This is a genomic window from Gracilibacillus suaedae (assembly GCF_017599345.1).
Lineage (GTDB): Bacteria > Bacillota > Bacilli > Bacillales > Amphibacillaceae > Gracilibacillus > Gracilibacillus suaedae.
Map to the genome: position 1 here is coordinate 22,237 of NZ_JAGFVL010000021.1, position 19,825 is coordinate 42,061.

The 19,825-nt window shown below is 36.3% G+C and carries 16 protein-coding genes and 1 other annotated feature; of the genes, 4 read left to right on the forward strand and 12 right to left on the reverse strand.

Translation table 11 applies throughout. The features are described from left to right. Positions 1-83: 83 nt before the first annotated feature. Positions 84-297: a binding site (T-box leader), on the reverse strand. A 33-nt stretch (positions 298-330) separates the two neighbouring features. The 12 genes from pdxT to dnaA all read right to left on the reverse strand — a co-directional run bounded on the left by pdxT (position 331) and on the right by dnaA (position 16,671). Then, the gene (gene pdxT, locus J5J03_RS05610) at positions 331-900 is read right to left on the reverse strand and encodes a pyridoxal 5'-phosphate synthase glutaminase subunit PdxT (protein ID WP_208587124.1); all 570 of its coding nucleotides are present in this window, start codon (positions 898-900) and stop codon (positions 331-333) included. Positions 901-920: 20 nt separating this feature from the next. Then, positions 921-1,805: a pyridoxal 5'-phosphate synthase lyase subunit PdxS gene (pdxS, locus tag J5J03_RS05615; protein WP_208587126.1), complete on the reverse strand. Its 885-nt coding sequence runs from the start codon at positions 1,803-1,805 to the stop codon at positions 921-923. A 105-nt stretch (positions 1,806-1,910) separates the two neighbouring features. Further along, the gene (locus tag J5J03_RS05620) at positions 1,911-3,257 is read right to left on the reverse strand and encodes a D-alanyl-D-alanine carboxypeptidase family protein (RefSeq protein WP_208587128.1); all 1,347 of its coding nucleotides are present in this window, start codon (positions 3,255-3,257) and stop codon (positions 1,911-1,913) included. 964 nt (positions 3,258-4,221) lie between these two features. Further along, on the reverse strand, positions 4,222-5,694 hold the full coding sequence (guaB, locus tag J5J03_RS05625; RefSeq protein ID WP_208587130.1) for an IMP dehydrogenase: 1,473 nt from the start codon (positions 5,692-5,694) through the stop codon (positions 4,222-4,224). Positions 5,695-6,452: 758 nt separating this feature from the next. Continuing rightward, a complete protein-coding gene (locus J5J03_RS05630; RefSeq protein ID WP_331460438.1) occupies positions 6,453-7,538 on the reverse strand; it encodes an HD-GYP domain-containing protein in 1,086 nt (361 codons plus the stop codon). A 23-nt stretch (positions 7,539-7,561) separates the two neighbouring features. After that, a complete protein-coding gene (gene gyrA / locus J5J03_RS05635) occupies positions 7,562-10,036 on the reverse strand; it encodes a DNA gyrase subunit A (protein WP_208587134.1) in 2,475 nt (824 codons plus the stop codon). Between the two features lie 62 nt (positions 10,037-10,098). Further along, complete coding sequence (gene gyrB, locus J5J03_RS05640; protein WP_208587283.1) at positions 10,099-12,018, reverse strand: DNA topoisomerase (ATP-hydrolyzing) subunit B; 1,920 nt, start codon at positions 12,016-12,018, stop codon at positions 10,099-10,101. A 40-nt stretch (positions 12,019-12,058) separates the two neighbouring features. After that, positions 12,059-12,346, reverse strand: a complete 288-nt coding sequence (gene remB / locus J5J03_RS05645; RefSeq protein ID WP_208587136.1) for an extracellular matrix regulator RemB — start codon at positions 12,344-12,346, stop codon at positions 12,059-12,061. A gap of 14 nt (positions 12,347-12,360) precedes the next feature. Continuing rightward, entirely contained in the window at positions 12,361-13,473 is a 1,113-nt protein-coding gene (gene recF / locus J5J03_RS05650; RefSeq protein ID WP_208587138.1) for a DNA replication/repair protein RecF, read from the reverse strand. A 25-nt stretch (positions 13,474-13,498) separates the two neighbouring features. Continuing rightward, a complete protein-coding gene (gene yaaA, locus J5J03_RS05655; protein WP_208587140.1) occupies positions 13,499-13,723 on the reverse strand; it encodes a S4 domain-containing protein YaaA in 225 nt (74 codons plus the stop codon). A 260-nt stretch (positions 13,724-13,983) separates the two neighbouring features. Beyond that, entirely contained in the window at positions 13,984-15,126 is a 1,143-nt protein-coding gene (dnaN, locus tag J5J03_RS05660) for a DNA polymerase III subunit beta (RefSeq protein WP_208587148.1), read from the reverse strand. A gap of 192 nt (positions 15,127-15,318) precedes the next feature. Continuing rightward, entirely contained in the window at positions 15,319-16,671 is a 1,353-nt protein-coding gene (dnaA, locus tag J5J03_RS05665; protein ID WP_208587157.1) for a chromosomal replication initiator protein DnaA, read from the reverse strand. A gap of 610 nt (positions 16,672-17,281) precedes the next feature. On the opposite strand from dnaA, the gene rpmH reads away from it, so the two are divergent. From rpmH to jag, 4 genes are all read left to right on the forward strand, one after another. Then, entirely contained in the window at positions 17,282-17,416 is a 135-nt protein-coding gene (gene rpmH / locus J5J03_RS05670) for a 50S ribosomal protein L34 (RefSeq protein WP_018933824.1), read from the forward strand. 88 nt (positions 17,417-17,504) lie between these two features. Next, on the forward strand, positions 17,505-17,849 hold the full coding sequence (gene rnpA, locus J5J03_RS05675) for a ribonuclease P protein component (RefSeq protein WP_208587159.1): 345 nt from the start codon (positions 17,505-17,507) through the stop codon (positions 17,847-17,849). 112 nt (positions 17,850-17,961) lie between these two features. Beyond that, the gene (gene spoIIIJ, locus J5J03_RS05680) at positions 17,962-18,750 is read left to right on the forward strand and encodes a YidC family membrane integrase SpoIIIJ (protein ID WP_208587161.1); all 789 of its coding nucleotides are present in this window, start codon (positions 17,962-17,964) and stop codon (positions 18,748-18,750) included. Continuing rightward, positions 18,750-19,409: an RNA-binding cell elongation regulator Jag/EloR gene (gene jag, locus J5J03_RS05685; protein ID WP_208587163.1), complete on the forward strand. Its 660-nt coding sequence runs from the start codon at positions 18,750-18,752 to the stop codon at positions 19,407-19,409. Before spoIIIJ ends, jag begins: the two co-directional genes overlap by 1 nt. Positions 19,410-19,825 lie beyond the last annotated feature (416 nt).

The following is a 19,825-nucleotide window of genomic DNA, read 5'->3' on the forward strand; positions in this document are numbered from 1 at the left end:
GCTTTACTAGTTCGGGAGTTTCTACCTATCCATTCGTCTTGGAAACAGCTTTTGAATATAAAAAACTCCCGCCCCATACTGTTAGTAGGGACGAGAGTTTACCCGCGATACCACCCTGATTGGAGAATAGACTTCTCCCGGCTTCTTTCAAAATAACGGCTTCTCGCCGAGCACATGTACTATTATTTCCATGTACCACTCTAGGATGGATTCGCCTATCTTTTATACCGATTTGCACCAACCATCGGCTCTCTTATATAAAAACAATAAGCTACTAATTCCTGTCATTGCTTTTTTCCTATTTGCTTGTGAACACTTTTTATTATTATATTATTTTTCCACCATTTTGACAAAGTATTCTGTTAAACGATGGTCATCGGTTAATTCTGGATGAAATGCACTGCATAAATAATGATCTTGCTTTGCTGCAATGATTTTATCCTGATAAGTGGCTAAGACTTCTACTTCTGATCCAACCTCTATAATATATGGAGCACGGATAAAAACCGCTTCAAAATGATCTGCAACACCTTTTATATCTACTTCTGCTTCAAAAGATTCACGCTGTCTGCCAAAAGCATTGCGTTCCACCTTCATGTCCATTAGTGATAAATGTGCATCATCTTGTCCAGCAATATCATTTGCTAACAAGATAAGCCCTGCACAAGTACCAAAAATCGGATTCCCTTGTTTACCAAAGTCAACTAATGCCTCAAAAAAGTCATATTTATCGATGAGTCGACGCATTGTTGTACTCTCACCGCCAGGTATAATTAATCCGTCTATATCAGCTAATTGTTCTTTATACTTAATAATGATCCCTTCAGCCCCAGCTGCTTCAACGGAACGAATATGTTCACGAATCGCACCTTGTAAGCCTAATACTCCGATTTTCACCATTACTTTTTACTCCTCACTACTTACCAACCACGATCTTGCATACGCTCTTCTGGAGCAATTGTACTAATTTCTAAACCTTTCATCGCTGTACCAATGCCTTTGGATACTTTTGCAATTAAGTCGTAGTCTTCATAATGTGTTGTTGCTTCAACAATCGCTCTTGCAAAATTAGCAGGATTATCTGATTTAAAGATACCTGAACCAACAAATACTCCATCTGCACCTAGTTGCATCATCAGGGCAGCATCCGCTGGAGTTGCTACACCACCCGCAGCAAAGTTTACAACAGGTAAACGACCATTTTCTTTAATCTCAAGAAGTACTTCGTATGGAGCACCTAATTCTTTGGCATATGTCATGACTTCATCTTCATTCATATTAACCAGCTTACGAACTTGTGCATTTACTTCACGAATGTGGCGAACTGCTTCGACAATGTTACCAGTACCTGGTTCACCTTTTGTACGTAACATGGACGTACCTTCACCGATACGGCGAGCTGCTTCACCTAAGTTACGGCAACCACATACAAATGGTACAGTGTAATCTCTTTTATTTAAGTGATACACTTCATCTGCTGGTGTTAATACTTCACTCTCATCGATATAATCTACACCCATCGCTTCCAGTACACGAGCTTCTACAATATGACCGATACGGGCTTTAGCCATAACCGGAATAGAAACAGCATTCATCACTTCTTCTACAATCGTAGGATCTGCCATACGAGCTACTCCACCTGCTGCACGAATATCAGATGGTACTCGTTCTAATGCCATAACTGCTACAGCACCAGCTTCTTCAGCGATTTTTGCTTGTTCTGCATTGACAACGTCCATAATAACGCCGCCTTTTTGCATTTCTGCCATACCTCTTTTTACTCTATCTGTACCTATTTTAGACATTCTTATGTTCCTCCTAAAATTATGAACTATAAAACGATCTATTTCATTCTCTTACATTATATAACAAAAAATGCACAAATGCCAACTGCTGTAATCGGAATTAAATTAACTGAATAAACCTTTAAAGAAATCTACCACTGTTGTAAAAACATTTGCAAAGAAGTCACCAATTGCACCTAAAGCTAGCATAAACCAGTTTTGTTTTTCAACTGCTTCAGTTGTCACTAGATCTACACGTTGATCAGCTGTATCTCCACCAATATAACCGTAATCTACATCACCATTATACTGAAGAACTGCTTCTCCTATTTTTTCACCCGCTTCAAGAGGGGCTTCTAATGCTCCGTCTTCTGTTAATTTATCTTCATCGATCTCGTATCGTATATCATATAATTCTTCTTCACCAGCTTTGATCATCGTTTCAAACGCTGCTGCTGTTTCAATATCTACTTCTTTTTCTTTTCCTTTTGAAACAGGCAGTTTAGATTCTTCTTTTAATTGATAATTAGTTGGAAATAGTTCTACTGTTTCAAATTGGGAGAATCCATATTCCATTAATTTTTTCGTTTCAACAAAACGTTCGCCTTCACTACTCGTTTTCATCACTACTGTAATAATGCGACGATCTCCTTGTTGGGCTGTCCCTGTAAAACAATGTCCTGCAGCATCTGTATGACCTGTTTTCAAGCCGTCTACACCTTCATATGAATATTGAGAAAAGTTATCATTATTCCAGTCAGGCAACATCCAATTCCAATTTTCTAACACTCTTCCATCTAATTCAGTCGTTGTCATACTGGAATAATCTAAAGCCTCAGGATAATCATTAATAAGATGATAGGCTAACAGTGCTGAAGAACGTGCTGATAACAGGTTATCTTCATTTGATTCAGTTCCCTCTGGGTGGTAATCACCCAAATCAGAATTTGATAAACCGGTAGAATTAACAAATTTATATTCTGGTAAGCCCATTTCTTCTGCTTTTTCATTCATCATTTTTACAAATTCGCCTTCTGAACCTGCTACTAACTCTGATAGTGCAACCGTTGTACCATTATCAGAGTAAATTGCCATTGCTTCATATAATTCACGGACTGTATAGTTTTTATCCTGAATTAAACCAATCCCCGAAAAATTATTACTGGGGGATGCTAACCAATAAGCGTAATCACTAATTTGAGTAGTTGTATCCCAGCTGATTTGACCTTCATTAATGGCTTCTAGCACCAAATATTCCGTCATCATTTTCGTCATACTAGCTGGAGGCAATTTTAAATCAGATTGTTTCTCATATAAAACTTTCCCTGTGTTAGCATCGACAATGATAGCAGATTCTGCGTTGACATCTATAGTTTCTGCAGCTTGTACTTGTAAGTTATTCATAGAAAACGTAGTGATCATTAATAATGCAACCACTACCAAAATACTTATCTTTTTCATTACATCTTTCAATTTTCCTACCTCCGACTATTTTTTTGCACGACATAATTTTATCACAACTACTTCAATTAGAAAATAACGCTTTATGACTATCATTAAGAAAAACTGAGCAAACCGCTCAGTCCTTATCATTACATACTGATTAGATCTGCGATTTCTCTAGTAACCATTATGAAATATATCGACTGTTTGACTACCACTCCGGCTGCCCACTTCCCTTTCCATGGGGTTTGCCCTTCAGCTAACTTTTTCGAGCAAAAACCGCTCGAAAAAGTGGATCTTCAGGCCAAACAATTCCCACAGGAGTGGAAGTGGGCGGCCTCCGCTTTATCCATGTGCTACAACATTTGTCAGACCAGGTAACTTGGGTTATTATCCCTGTGAAAGGGTAAGGTATGGCATAGGAAATCACTAATAAGGGTTATAAAACCAATATGCTTTTTCTGTTATTCGTTGTAGGAAAAAGTATAGCGAAGGCCGGCCGTTTTGACTCGAGCCTACTGAAAACCCCCACTAATTTTTAAATATTGAAAATGTAATCCAAAATTTTAATAGAAATAACATGAAAAAGTGGGGAATACTCCCTTTTAAATATGCATCTTTAGCCATCAAAGTGGGAGACATAATTTCCATAATATGTTTTTTAGTAGCTCTTTCGACTCCTTTAGCGTTAGCATGATCTGAAGATCCACTTTTGCAGGAGTACTCCTGCAAAAGTTAGCTTGAAGAGCATGCCCCTTGGAAAGCGAAACAGTCAGCCATAGCGGTTGACTTGCACTAGCTAGCTTTCAATATGGTAACCCCATCTGTATAGCTATTCTTGCTTCTTAAAATATATGTTTTAAATCACCTTTTACTATACATACTTGCTTACAAAAGTTGTGATATCAATGGTTATATGCTTTCTTTCCTCGGTCAGATAAAGAAAACTTGGGTAACCCCAAGTTTTTCTCCATCCTTATTACTATATGGTGAATTATGATAAGGAATAGTTTGGCGATTCTTTCGTAATTTGAACATCATGTGGATGACTTTCACGTAATCCTGCCCCTGTCATACGAATAAATTTGGCATCATTTCGTAATGCTTCGATATCAGGTGATCCACAGTAACCCATACCAGATCTGAGACCACCAATCAATTGATGAACCGTATCTGCTAAAGGTCCTTTATAGGCTACACGACCTTCAATGCCTTCTGGAACCAGTTTCTTAGCATCCTGTGAGTCTTGGAAATATCGATCATTAGAACCAGATTTCATGGATGTTACAGATCCCATACCACGATATACTTTATATCTTCTACCTTGGAAGATTTCCGTTTCACCAGGGCTTTCTGTTACCCCTGCAAACAAGCTTCCTAACATAACAGCATGCGCACCAGCTGCGATTGCCTTGGCGATGTCACCGGAGTACTTAATACCCCCATCAGCAATAACAGGGATATTATGCTTTTGTGCTTCCGTTGCACAATCATTAACTGCTGTTATTTGAGGTACACCGACACCTGCTACTACTCTAGTTGTACAGATAGAACCAGGACCAATACCTACCTTGATAATATTTGCACCTGCTTCGATAAGTGCTCTTGTCGCTTCAGGAGTTGCAACATTACCAGCAATAATATCAATATCAGGGTATTTAGTTCGAACGCGTTTAACTTGTTCAATAACACCTTGTGAATGACCATGTGCTGTATCAATTACTAGTACATCTACACCAGCTTCAACTAGTTTATCAATACGTGTCATCGAATCTGCAGTTACACCAACAGCAGCACCTGCTAATAAGCGTCCTTGCTTGTCCTTAGCAGAATGAGGGAACTCAATTACTTTTTCAATATCTTTAATCGTAATAAGTCCTTTCAAAACATCATCATTATCTACTAATGGTAATTTTTCAATTTTATGTTCTTGTAAGATTTTACTTGCCTCTTCTAAAGTTGTACCAACTGGTGCTGTAACTAAGTTTTTACTTGTCATCACATCAGCAATTTTAATCGAATAGTCTTCAATAAAACGTAAGTCACGATTTGTTAAAATCCCTACTAATTTTTGTTCTTCCTCATTATTTACAATAGGTACACCGGAAATACGGAATTTACCCATAAGATGCTCTGCATCAAAAACTTGATGTTCAGGCAACAGGAAGAATGGATTCGAAATAACGCCACTTTCAGAGCGTTTCACACGGTCTACTTGTTCTGCCTGTTCTTCAATCGACATATTTTTGTGAATAATGCCGATTCCACCTTGTCTGGCAATTGCGATAGCCATCTTCGCTTCTGTTACAGTATCCATTCCTGCACTTAAAAATGGAATATTAAGCGTAATATTTTCTGATAGCTTTGTCTTAACTGATACATCTCTAGGTAGTACATTTGATTCCGCTGGTAATAATAACACATCGTCGAACGTCAAACCTTCTTTACTAAATTTATCTGTTCTCATCGGTGAACCTCCTTAGATTTTTTGGTTTTATTGTGAAATAATGGATGGGAAATGAAGCTCTCTATACTAGAGTTTCATCTATTTTTTGAGGGTTATATCCTTAACTATTGTTAATTACAATACGATATGTTTCAGGGTTTTTCAACCTTTTTTTTTGGCTATTCCACCCACTTAAAATCGCGATATGATCAAATCAATAATGTAAGAGGTTACAACTCGTAAATTTTTTTTACATTATTTATAGAAATAATACTAAGAACCAAAAACATAACCCCATCCACATCTCTTCTAAGTCACATTAGATACATGCTGCGAAGTAATGAAATTTTCCGAGGCGAGGCTTTCCTCCATTCTTTCCATAAGGAGTGCTGGGATACCGCTCCGGCAGAATACTCCGCTTTCCGTGGGCTCGGCTTCAGCTAACTTTGCAAAGTGGATCTTCAGCTCTCACTGTCCCACAGGAGTCTCCGTATTCTGCCTACGCTAATTTTAGTGTTCTGGTTATGATAAGAACGGAACTTAAGGAACTCTATTCTTTGGATTTCCTGTCTATTTATCAGAACGCTACACTAAGCTGCGGAAAAAATGCGAGACTCCTGTGGGAAAGGAACAGTCTGAAGACCCCGCGTGATGCACCTGCGTCTCCTTGTAAAGCTTCGAAGTAGGCTTCCTCGGTGCAAGGGAACAAAGATGTTTAAATATGGATTTTGTGCACTATATTTTTCATAAAAAAACAGGCAACCGTTGTGGTCACCTGTTTAATCTGTAATAATATTTTCAATAAAAATTGCTTGTTTTTCGTCTAGCTTAATGATTTCTTCGCTATCCATTAACCTTACCATCGGCCTTGTTGGTTGATTGGAATCAACGAAAATGATGTATGCTTCTTTACCGGTTGAAAGCATAACGCGGGTACCTATCGTGTAGTTCATGAGTGTATCAATAAATTTTTGCAGCACTGGATAATCGAATTTTTGATACTTTAACTTCAACATTTCTTCAATTACCTTAAAAGGTGATTGTTTTCTGCGATAAACACGCTCTGACGTCATGGCATGGTAAGTATCGCTAACTGCAATAATTTTAGCAAAAGGATGGATCTTCTCATCTTTTACTCCAATTGGATATCCACTACCATCCATTCTTTCATGATGCTGTAATATTGCTATTTTCATGTCTTTTGTTACATAAGGAATATCCTCAACCATTCGGTAGGATAACGTCGGGTGTTTCTTTATTTCCTCATATTCAGCCATTGTTAATCTGGATTCTTTCATGAGCCAATTTTCACTTAATTTAGCCATCCCACTGTCCGCCAAAATAGCTGCAATCCCTACTTGGATCCAATCTTTTTGATAGCCTAATTTTTTAGCAAGATGTGCGGATAACAAGGCGATGGATACTCCATGATGATAGAAATAGTCTTCTTTGGAAGCAAATTTATGCAATAAAAATAAATCTAAACTAATATCTTTTACATAATCAAATAATGGCATCATTAATTTTCTTACCTGATAAATATCAATGGAACTTCCACCTTGCCATTTTTTAAACATTGCTTTATACCCCGAAACAGCATTAAGGTATAAAGTCTCAAAGGAATCTTGTGACTTCCTTTGAACTTGTTTGCGTGAAGCTTGTTCAGCATCCGAAACTTTTTCAGGGGTGAAAGGACTTCCAGATACTAATTTTTCCGATACCTCTACAGAATCAATATTAAAATGTTTTAAGACTTGAATATGTTCTTCTGTAATGACCGTATTTTTATCAATAATTGGATGCTTAGTTTTTCCTTTTATTAGCTTAGTAACAATACATCCCGGAATGAGTTGTTGTGGATGCACCTGCAAATGGATCACACCCTTTACTATTTTTCTATCTCTTCTTCATTACCCTGTTCAACAATCTCTTCTTCACGATCAACCTTTGCTACTGTTGCAACTTTTTCCGCTTCCTGTAGTCGAATCAGACGAACCCCTTGTGTATTTCTACCTGTCGTTGAGATGCCTTCTACCTGCATACGAATAAGGACACCAGATACTGTCATAATCATAATATCCTCTTCAGTCGTTACATTCTTCACCGCTACAACTCTACCAGTTTTTTCGGTAATGTTAGCAGTAAATATCCCTTTACCCCCACGATTTGTTCTACGATATTCGTCAACAGGTGTTCGTTTTCCATAGCCATTCTCAGTTACGTTCAGTACATACTGGTCTTCCTCCAGAATTTCCATCGAAACAACCTCATCATCTTCACGTAATGAAATACCTTTCACACCTGCTGCTGTTCTTCCCATAGAACGGATTTGACTTTCCTCAAATCGAATGACGTAGCCATTTTTAGTACCAATTAAAATATCTTTCTCGCCGTCTGTTAAACGAACAGAAATTAATTCATCACCTTCCCGCAGGTTTAGTGCAATCAAGCCGCCCTTACGGATGTTTGCAAATTGAGGAAGTGACGTTCTCTTAGATACACCATATTTGGTTGTGAAGAATAAATACCAGTCTTCTTTATACTCACTGACCGTGATAACAGCATTAATCCATTCCCCTTGTTCAACTTCTAATAAATTTATAATGGGAATACCTTTAGCTGTACGATTAAATTCAGGAACTTCATACCCTTTCGAACGGTATACCTTTCCTTTATTAGAGAAAAAGAGAACCGTATCATGTGTTGAACAAGATACTAAATGTTCGACAAAATCATCGTCATTTGTACCCATTCCTTGTACTCCACGGCCACCACGTCTTTGTGCTCGATAGGTTGAAGCAGGTAGACGCTTAATATAGCCTCTGTGTGTCAGAGTGATAACAATACTTTCCTCAGGGATTAAATCTTCATCTTCGATCAGATCTATTCCACCTGATACAATCTCTGTTCTTCTTTCATCACTATATTTCTCTTTAATTTCTAATAATTCTTCACGAATAATTTCGAGAATTTTCTCTTCATTCGCCAAGATTTCCTTCAATTCTTTAATTAACTCTACAATCTGGCTATATTCGTCTTCAATCTTTTCCCGTTCTAAACCAGTTAGACGTTGCAGACGCATATCTAAAATTGCTTGCGCCTGTTTTTCGGATAGATTAAATTGATTCATTAAGCCATCGCGAGCAATTTCAGTTGTTTTGGATTGGCGAATTAACGTGATAATCGCATCAATATGATCAAGTGCTGTCCGTAAACCTTCGAGGATATGTGCACGGGCTTCCGCTTTATTTAAATCATATTGCGTCCTTCTCGTAATAATTTCTTTTTGATGCTCTAAATAATATTCCAGACATTGTTTCAAATTTAATACTTTCGGCTGTCCATCCACTAATGCTAGCATGTTAATACCGAAAGACGTTTGTAAAGATGTCTGTTTATATAAATTATTTAAGACAACATTTGGATTCGCATCACGGCGTAGTTCTATCACAATGCGCATACCATTACGGTCTGACTCATCCCGTAAATCAGTAATTCCCTCTATACGTTTATCTCTTGCTAAATCAGCGATTTTTTCAATTAATTTAGCTTTATTGACTTGATATGGAATTTCTGAAACAAGGATTCTTGATTTACCATTCGCTTGTTCTTCTATCTCTGATTTTGCACGAATGGTAATCGATCCTTTACCAGTCTCATATGCTCTTCTAATACCACTTCGGCCTAAAATTTCACCAGCTGTCGGAAAATCAGGACCATAAATATATTCTTCCATTAATTCACTAATAGAAATTTCTGGATTCTGACTAATCGCTAAGATGGCATCAATCGTTTCACCTAAATGATGTGGAGGAATATTAGTTGCCATCCCTACAGCAATACCAGAAGCACCATTCACTAACAGATTAGGGAACTTAGCAGGTAATACTTTCGGTTCTCTTTCCGAACCATCATAGTTATCCATGTAATCAATGGTATCTTTATTGATATCCCGTAGCATTTCCATTGAAATCTTAGACATTCTTGCTTCTGTATAACGCATCGCTGCTGGTGGGTCACCGTCTACTGAACCAAAGTTTCCATGACCATCAACAAGCATATAGCGATAACTAAAGTCTTGTGCCATTCTTACCATTGCATCATAGACAGCAGAGTCACCATGTGGGTGATACTTACCGATAACATCCCCAACAATACGAGCTGATTTTTTATATGCCTTATCTGCATGCATACCCTGATCATTTAACGCATATAATATTCGACGATGAACAGGTTTCATCCCATCTCGAACATCAGGTAATGCACGGGATACAATAACACTCATTGCATAATCTAAAAAAGATGTTCGCATTTCTTGCCCTATATTAATTTCTTGAACTTGTGGACGGTTTTGATCCACCATATTTGATTACCTCCTATTTCACTGCAGGAAGACGTGAAAATTGCTATTCTGTTCAAACTGGATTAGATATCTAAATTTTTAACATATACCGCATTATCCTGAATAAAATTACGGCGTGGCTCTACTTTATCCCCCATAAGCATGTCAAAAATTTGATCAGCTTCCATTGCATCTTCCAAACTTACTTGCAACAATGTACGTCCATCAGGGTCCATTGTTGTTTCCCACAGCTGTGTTGCATTCATTTCTCCTAAACCTTTGTAACGTTGTAACCCTGGTTTTGGCTGTTTAGGTAATTCTGCTAATAATTGATCTAATTCTTTATCGGAATAAGTGTAATATACAGCTTTACCTTGTTTGATTTGATAAAGAGGTGGCTGTGCAATATAGACATAACCATAATCAATTAACGGTCGCATAAATCTAAAGAAAAACGTTAATAATAAGGTTCTAATATGTGCACCGTCAACATCAGCATCCGTCATAATCACAATTTTGTGGTAACGTGCTTTAGAAATATCAAATTCTTCGCCAATTCCGGTACCAAGTGCTGTTATAATAGAACGGATCTCATTGTTAGATAAAATCCTGTCTAACCTTGCCTTTTCCACATTTAATATTTTACCTCTTAATGGTAAAATCGCTTGGAAATGGCGATCTCTCCCTTGCTTGGCAGAACCACCTGCAGAGTCCCCCTCTACAATATACAGTTCACTGATCGTCGCATCTCTTGACGAACAATCGGCTAATTTCCCTGGAAGATTGGAAACTTCCAAAGCACCTTTACGTCTTGTTAATTCTCTTGCCTTTTTCGCCGCCATTCTAGCTCTTGACGCCATTAAGCCCTTATCGACAATAATTCTTGCTGTATTAGGATTTTCAAATAAAAACTTTGAAAATAGTTCACTAAAGGCTGAATCTGTAATCGTTCTTGCCTCACTATTACCTAGTTTTGTCTTAGTTTGTCCCTCAAATTGTGGATCGGGGTGCTTAACAGAAATAATTGCTGTTAAACCTTCTCTTACATCATCACCAGTCAAATTCGGATCGTTTTCTTTGAATAAGTTGTTCTTTCGCGCATAATCATTAATAACACGAGTAAGACCCGTTTTAAAACCTGATTCGTGGGTACCACCTTCGTGGGTACTAATATTATTGGCAAATGAATAGATATTGCTTGCGAATCCATCATTGTATTGTAATGCTACTTCTACTTGAATATTATCTTCTTCCTTTTCTGCATAAAACGGCTCATGTAACACTTCTTTCGAACGGTTCAAATGTTCTACATATGATCCGATTCCACCTTCATAGTAAAAGGTTTCTGCTTCACGATCTTCTCGGTTATCTTGAATGGAAATTCGTAACCCTTTATTCAAGTAAGCTAATTCACGTAATCTTGTCGCTAAAGTTTCGTAGTTATATTCAGTAGTTTCTGTAAATATTTCAGGATCTGGTTTAAAACGCGTTCTAGTTCCTGTAATATCAGTATCACCAATTACTTCTAATTCTTTATTCAGTTTACCGCGTGAAAAACTAATATGATACAATTTGCCATCACGGTGGACATGCACATCTAGTTCAGTGGCTAAAGCATTTACAACTGAAGCCCCTACACCGTGCAAGCCACCTGATACTTTATAACCACCGCCGCCAAATTTTCCACCTGCATGCAGGACAGTCATAATAGTTTCTACAGCAGGTCGACCTGTTTTCTCATGCAGACTTACAGGGATTCCACGACCGTTATCGACTACTGTTATACTATTATCTTTTTCAATAAAAACCTCTATATGATCACAGTAACCCGCCAGTGCCTCATCAATACTGTTATCAACGATCTCCCAAACTAAATGATGAAGTCCTTTTTCATTGGTAGACCCAATGTACATTCCCGGTCTTTTTCGTACTGCTTCCAAGCCTTCTAATACTTGTATTTGATCTGCATCATAGGCTTGTTCTAGTGGCGTATTTTCTTCCATTGTCAATTCAATCACCTACATTCTCTCTCATTGATTATCTTTATTCTTCAACACCATTTTCAGAATAATCCTCTAATCTGCTAATCGTGGAAATCATACTGGCTCTTTTCTTTAAAGTTAAGACGGATAGTGGGCTATAATATACTTTCTCAGCAGTGATTACTACTGCCTTTGTTACATCTTCTTCTGATACAACGACTTGTTGATTCTCTTTCAATTCTTCCAGCATCTCCTCGTTTATCGTGGAGGAAGTTACTAAACTATAATCAATTATTCCTATCACATCTTTAGATTGAATGACATGGTCATCTCCAATATGAATAAACATAATATCCCTACTTTTTACTCGATTATTTTTCCATTATCTATTCTAAAAATCTCTGCCTTCTCCAGTGTCTGATGATGAATACCATCCACACTGGTTGTAGAGACAAAGGTTTGAACTTTTCCTTCAATCGTATCTAATAAATGGGATTGTCTGAAATCATCTAATTCACTTAAGACATCATCTAAAAGCAAAATAGGATAATCGTTAATTTCCTGATAAATCAGTTCTATTTCTGCGAGTTTCAAAGATAGCGCAGTTGTTCTTTGTTGGCCCTGTGATCCAAATGTTTGGACATTTTTTTTATTAACATAGAAGACTAAATCATCCCTGTGTGGACCTATTAAGGTTGTGCCACGCTCTACTTCTTTCGTTTCTAATCTTTCAAATGACTCTCTCAGAATTGTTCCTATTTTTCCCTTTTCGTCTGTCTCTGATACATCAATGGTAGGAGCATATTGCAAATCCAGATCTTCAATCCCTCTACTTATTCCCCGATGTATCTCATTTGCCCAGGTACGCAGGCGCTTCATGAACATAAAGCGTTTTTCTAAGATAATGGCAGCATGTTCCATCATTTGTTCTGTCAATACACGGAGCATCGTAAGATCATTTGATTTACGTTTTTGAAGTTGCTTTAATAAATGATTTCGTTGTTTTAGGATTTTGACATATTGTCCAAGATGATAGATATAGATTGGTTGGATTTGTCCTATCTCCATGTCAATAAAACGTCTTCTAATTTGAGGGCTTCCTTTCACAAGATTTAAATCCTCAGGTGCAAACATGACAATGTTTAAGGCACCAATATAATCACTAAGACGTTTTTGTTCTAAATGGTTTAATTTAGCTTTTTTACCTTTATTGGTAATTTGTATTTCCAGTGGGAACTGCTGCTTTCTTTTAAATACACTACCTTCTATTTTAGCATAATTTTGCTCCCATTGAATTATTTCTTTATCTTTTGTCGTTCGATGTGATTTGGAGAATCCTAATACATAGATAGCTTCCATTAAGTTTGTTTTGCCTTGAGCATTTTCTCCAATAATCACGTTTATTTTATCATCGAACTGAACAGATAAATGATCATAGTTGCGATAATGATTTAAACTTAATTGTTGTATATACATTCGAATTTCCTTCCGAATTTAACCTTTATTCCGCACTTTTTGTTACTACGAACGTACCAACATCTTCTACATAGACTGTATCCCCAGGATAAAGTTTTTTACCACGACGTGTCTCTAATTCGTCATTCACATAGACACCATTTTCTTGTAAAAAAACTTTAATCATACCACCTGACTCCAGTATATTGGCTAATTTTAAAAACTGTCCTAAAGGGATATAATCTGTTGAAATTTCAATGTTTTCTTCCATCATTTCACCTACTTTGTTATCAAGAAAGATATTGGTTATTAGTATAGCCCTTCTATCTATTTTACTAAACATTTGATAAATATAAAAGTAAACCTGCTAATTATTTTTTCATGAAAGCTAACCTGTTTAAACTACCATTCACAAAACTGGAATATAATACCTGTGATTTAGTGTTTTCAATTAAAGAAAAAAATACACGCGTTTCATTTATCACTGAAACGCGTGTATACTTTTTCAACTAACTTGGACGATCTTACCAATTAAAATGTTCTTACCGGTAAAATAAGTTGTAATATTTGGTCGTGATCGATTGGTTTGATAATGAATGGCCGCATGGCTCCGGTAAACTCAATTTTGACTTGTTCTGTTTCCATTATTTTCAATGCATCAATCATATATTTGGAACTAAATGAAATCTTTAATTCTTCCCCATCCATACTAGCTACGGTTATTTCTTCTTCTACCTTACCGATTTCGGGGGAATTACTAGAAATCTCTACAATTTGTTGATCCTTAGTTTGTAATCTTATGACATTATTATGATTATCTTTTGCGAGTAATGAGGCACGGTCAACTGCTTGGAGCAGTGTTTTCGTATCTGCATGAATCACTGTTTTACTTTCTTCTGGAATTAACCGTGATGTTTCTGGGTATTTTCCATCTAGTAAACGGGATAAAAAGTATAAGTGATTCGTTTGAAATGCGATTTGGTTTTCGGTAATGCTAATTTGAATTTTATCTTCTGTATCATCCAAAATTTTGCTCAGTTCATTTAAACTTTTTCCAGGAATAACAACTTGATCAAAAGGAAATTCATCAATTCCTTCTTGTAACGGTAACTTACTTGCAGCTAAGCGGTGACTATCTGTTGCTACAAAGTGCAATTGCTCACCTTCCACTTTAATGTTAACCCCTGTTAAAATCGGACGCGTTTCAGATGTGGATACCGCAAATACTGTTTGTTTAATCATATTTTTTAATAGATTAATCGGTAATTCAAAATTGGTTTCCGTGTTAATTTGTGATATTTGTGGATATTCTTCAGCATCTTGTCCATTTAAATGAAACTCAGCATGACCAGATTGAATCGTGATTTGCAATTGTTCATCTACTTCTATTTGGACGATTGGAGAAGGTAGTTTTCTTATAATTTCAGGGAAATATTTCGCATGAACAATAATTTCTCCTTGCTCAATTTCGTCAATATATTGAATACCTTCTTCTTCAACTGGAATAAAAGATTCAATTGTAATATCGGAGTTACTTCCTGTTAGTGTTATGCCATTATGTGTCGCTTGAATTTTTAAACCAGCCAAAATAGGAATGGCCGTTTTCGATGAAATAGCTTTTGTTACATGTTGAATACTTTCCATTAACTTGTCTCTGTTTATTACAATTTTCATTCTAATCCTCCTTGAGGAATATATTTATTTATTATTAATATAATACCGTAATAATAGTAATAGGGCATGTGATTATGTGGATAACTCGATTTTTTCGGTTTTAATAAAGTTATCCAGATGTGAATAACTTGTTTGCATATTTGTTTCACTTATCCACAATACCCACAATTATCTACTAGCATGTATAGTAAGTTACATCGATTTTAATTGTTCTTTTATTTCTTCAATTTCTTTACTTAATAATTCATCTGTCCCCATTAACTTGGAGATTTTTTCATGTGCGTGAATAACGGTTGTATGATCTCTTCCACCAAATTCTTCGCCTATTTTTGGAAGTGAAAAATCAGTTAGCTCTCTGGATAAATACATGGCAATTTGTCTTGGGAATGCAATGGACTTCGTACGTTTTTTTGCAGAGAACTCTTCTAGTTTTACGTTATACCTTTTTCCCACTTCTTCTTGAATATGTTGTATCGTAATTACTTTTGGTCTAGAAGAAGGAATAATATCTTTTAATGCTTCAGCTGCTAAAGACGCATCGATATCCTGATTGATAAGCGATGAATAAGCAACTACTCGTATTAAAGCACCTTCTAGCTCTCTAATATTCGTGTCAATTTGATTGGCGATATACAGCATCACTTCATTAGGTATATCTAGACCTTCTGCTTTCGCTTTTTTTCTAAGTATCGCAATTCTTGTCTCCAAATCAGGCGGGGTAATATCGGTAATAAGTCCCCATTCAAAACGAGAACGTAATCGATCTTCTAATGTTGGAATTTCCTTCGGTGGCCTGTCACTGGAGATAATAATTTGTTTATTTTCTTCATGTAACGTATTAAATGTATGGAAAAATTCTTCTTGTGTTTGTTCTTTTCCAGCTAGGAACTGAATATCATCAATTAATAAGACATCAACATTACGATATTTATTACGAAAATTCACAGCTTTATTATCACGAATAGAATTGATAAATTCATTCGTAAACTTTTCAGATGAAAGATAGACTACTTTTGCGGTTGGATTGTGATCTAATACATAATGTCCGATCGCATGCATTAAGTGTGTTTTTCCAAGACCAACACCACCGTAAATAAACAACGGATTATAAGCCTTTGCCGGTGCTTCTGCAACTGCTAGAGATGCTGCATGAGCAAACCTGTTACCAGAACCAATAACAAATGTTTCAAATGTGTATTTGTCATTTAACATGGATTTAGGTGATGTTTCATTACTTTGCATAGGTACTGTTTTTTTCTTTTTCATTTGTGTGAATTCTTCTGTTGTGTCATCTGTACTTTCTGGAATGACAAATTTCACAGCTAATTTTGCCCCGGTTAATTCATATAAGGCATCTGCGATAATGGTTGTATATCTAGATTCTAGCCAATCTCTGGTAAATTCATTTGGAGCGGAGATAATCACAGTATCTTCTTTTAATTGATCTACAGAAGTATTTTTTAACCAGGTATCATAGCTTGGTTTACTAACTTTATCCTTAATTAATTCTAACGTATTTCTCCATAAATCTTCGATATTTTCCACGAAAAACCCTCCTTTCATAAGGCAACAATAGGAAGTATACATGCATAATAACTTGTGGATAGATACACACTGATAAAAAAGCGGAAAACCTAAAAATTAAGTTTTCCACATTAATGTGTATAAACTAATATACAAGCTGTGAATTTTTGTCCACACTATATCCACAAACTGTGGATAAAACTCATTTTGAATTATTTTATTCACAAACTAAAACACAAATATGATATCAAATAAAGCCGAATAATGCAATGTTTTCTCTACACTTATCCACAACTTAGACAAATTGTGACTATTATCTTTACACATAGTCTTATTTTGTGAGTAATTTGTCGACAAAACATTGAAAAAGTCGTTTTGTTCTATGAAACTTATCCACACAACGCTGTAGTAGTACAGTTTGAACAAAGTTTTGTTATAGTACAGCCTAGATATTAATTTGATATAAATTTCCGTTTCATTTAAAATGGGTAGTGTAAAGATATTAAGGAAATAACGAGGGAGTTCAAGTTTTTTAGAACTGGGCATTGACATCAGAAATAATTTATAAGTATAATGAGTAAGACTGTCTAATCGATTATGATTATTAGATTCCTCAGGGAGGTGCATATAAATGAAACGTACATTTCAACCAAATAACCGTAAACGCAAAAAAGTTCATGGATTCCGTGCGCGTATGAGCACTAAAAATGGACGAAAAGTTCTTGCTCGTCGTCGTAAGAAGGGTAGAAAAGTATTGTCTGCATAGGCCACTGATACACTCAGTGGTCTTTTTCCATGTACGGCATAACTTTTAAAAAATGAGTATCGTTTTCTTTAATGGAGGCGCGCTAGAAATGAAGAAAGCATGGAGAATTAAAAAGAATAGTGAATTTCAAGAGGTTTTTAAGAAGGGCGCTTCTTTTGCTAATCGACAACTAGTCATTTATTATTTACATAAAGAACAACAACAACATTACCGAGTTGGGTTGTCTGTAAGTAAAAAAATTGGGAATGCTGTAGTACGCAATCAAGTAAAGCGCTATATTAGACAAGCTTTTCTTGAATTAGATACAAATATAAAAAGTGATTATGATATAATTATTATTGCTAGACAACCAACGAAAGAAATGGATTTTCATGAAATTAAAAAGAGTGTCAATCATTTACTTTATAAAACAAAACTTTTAGAAAATAAATGAACGTTTTGTTAATATTCTTTTTTATACCATTATAACTAGCTTGTTGATAGTGAGTAATGGTAAAATGAGAAACTATAAATAACGTGAAGTGAAGGAATTAAGGAGGATAATGATGCGTAAGAAGCTCCTATTATTATTGGGCTTAGTCGGAGTGCTGGTATTACTATCAGGTTGTACTGAGATTGATCAAGAAATTACTGCAGAAAGTGAAGGGATATGGAATAGTTATTTTGTTTATCCTCTATCATGGTTAATCGTAAAAGTTGCAGAATTTTTTAATGCGGAATATGGCTATGGTCTTTCTATTGTTTTAGTCACGCTGCTAATCAGATTAATTTTACTCCCGCTCAACATTAAACAACTGAAAAGTTCTAAAGCAATGCAAGAAATTCAGCCAGAATTACAAAAAATTAGAGAAAAGTATAGTTCTAAAGATCAACAAACACAGCAAAAGTTACAGCAGGAAACAATGGAGTTGTTCCAGAAAAATGGTGTTAATCCGTTAGCAGGTTGTTTGCCAATTATCGTTCAGATGCCTATTTTGATTGCATTTTATCATGCGATAATGCGTACAGGTGCACTTGATGATCATGTATTTTTATGGTTCCAATTGGATTCACCAGATCCATACTATATATTACCAATTCTTACAGCTGGATTTACTTTCTTACAGCAAAAGTTAATGATGGCAGGAACAACCGCACAACAAAATTCAATGATGCCTCAAATGACAATGATGCTTTATATCATGCCGATTATGATTGGGGTGTTCGCAATTTTCTTCCCATCAGCATTGGCACTTTATTGGGTAGTAGGTAATATCTTTATGGTATTACAAACATTACTAATTAAAAATCCAATGATGAAACGTAATGAGGCAAATGCAGGAGGAAATAAATAGTGAGACAGATAACTGCTACTGGGCAAACTGTAGATGAAGCGGTTCAATCAGCGTTAAGGCAGTTAAACATCACAGAGGACCAAGCTAAAATTGAAGTAATTGATGAAGGGAAAAAAGGGTTACTAGGTTTATTCGGATCAAAACCTGCGATTGTGAAAGTCGCCAAAGCTCAAGAGCCAGAAGAAGTTCCTGAGAAGGAAGTCGAAACAGAAGAAGATCCTGTTGAAAAAATTCAGACATATGTAAAGAAGATTATTGCTGAGTTTCAAGTCGACGTAAATGTTAAAGCAGAAGTAGAACAAAATGTTGTTACATTGCAATTGACTGGAGAAAAGATTGCGTTATTAATTGGAAAACGAGGTCAAACATTAAATGCAATTCAGTATCTTGCACAATTGGCGATGCATCAATATGCTGATAAATATTATACGGTAGTTGTTGATGCTGAAGGATATCGTGAAAGAAGACAAGAAACGTTGATTTCATTGGCGGAGAGGTTGGCTGACCGTGCTAGTCAGACAAAGAGAGATGTGAAAATCGAACCAATGCCTTCGTTTGAACGAAAAGTAATTCATACAGCATTACAAAAAAGAAAAGACGTTGAAACAGATTCACAAGGAACCGAACCGAACCGCTACGTAGTAATTAAACCGAAATAAATAGCTTCTCATGGAAACGAGTAATCAACGCGATTGCTCGTTTTTTATGACCGAAAGAAAATACAACGGAGTAGAGTCCATAAACTGCTAAGTCAGTGGACATGGATTTGTTTTCTCCCACTTCCTCGGAGAATGCTGGCAAACCGCTTCGGCAGAATACTGCGCTTTTCGTGGGCACGGCTTCAGCTAACTTGGTAAAGAAAACCACTTTACCAAGTGGATCTTCAGCTCGTGCTGTCCCACAGGAGTCTCCGTATTCTGCCTACGCTAAGGGAACTGATCAATCATTTGAAAGTGGAAGTCCATAGCGATTCACTCTCATGGATTAAATCTTTTACTAATCAGAACATTTCGCAAAGCGTAGTATCTTGCCGGAGCGTATGTAAGCACTCACTAAAAATCAGATTGGAAGGAAG

Coding starts and splice junctions, on each gene's coding strand:
- yaaA (WP_208587140.1), bottom strand. CDS start 13,723: ATGGAAGAAAACATTGAAATTTCAACAGATTATATCCCTTTAGGACAG.
- guaB (WP_208587130.1), bottom strand. CDS start 5,694: ATGAGAACAGATAAATTTAGTAAAGAAGGTTTGACGTTCGACGATGTG.
- gyrB (WP_208587283.1), bottom strand. CDS start 12,018: ATGGAAGAAAATACGCCACTAGAACAAGCCTATGATGCAGATCAAATA.
- recF (WP_208587138.1), bottom strand. CDS start 13,473: ATGTATATACAACAATTAAGTTTAAATCATTATCGCAACTATGATCAT.
- dnaN (WP_208587148.1), bottom strand. CDS start 15,126: ATGAAAATTGTAATAAACAGAGACAAGTTAATGGAAAGTATTCAACAT.
- gyrA (WP_208587134.1), bottom strand. CDS start 10,036: ATGGTGGATCAAAACCGTCCACAAGTTCAAGAAATTAATATAGGGCAA.
- rnpA (WP_208587159.1), top strand. CDS start 17,505: ATGAAGAAAGCATGGAGAATTAAAAAGAATAGTGAATTTCAAGAGGTT.
- rpmH (WP_018933824.1), top strand. CDS start 17,282: ATGAAACGTACATTTCAACCAAATAACCGTAAACGCAAAAAAGTTCAT.
- pdxS (WP_208587126.1), bottom strand. CDS start 1,805: ATGTCTAAAATAGGTACAGATAGAGTAAAAAGAGGTATGGCAGAAATG.
- remB (WP_208587136.1), bottom strand. CDS start 12,346: ATGTTTATTCATATTGGAGATGACCATGTCATTCAATCTAAAGATGTG.
- pdxT (WP_208587124.1), bottom strand. CDS start 900: ATGGTGAAAATCGGAGTATTAGGCTTACAAGGTGCGATTCGTGAACAT.
- spoIIIJ (WP_208587161.1), top strand. CDS start 17,962: ATGCGTAAGAAGCTCCTATTATTATTGGGCTTAGTCGGAGTGCTGGTA.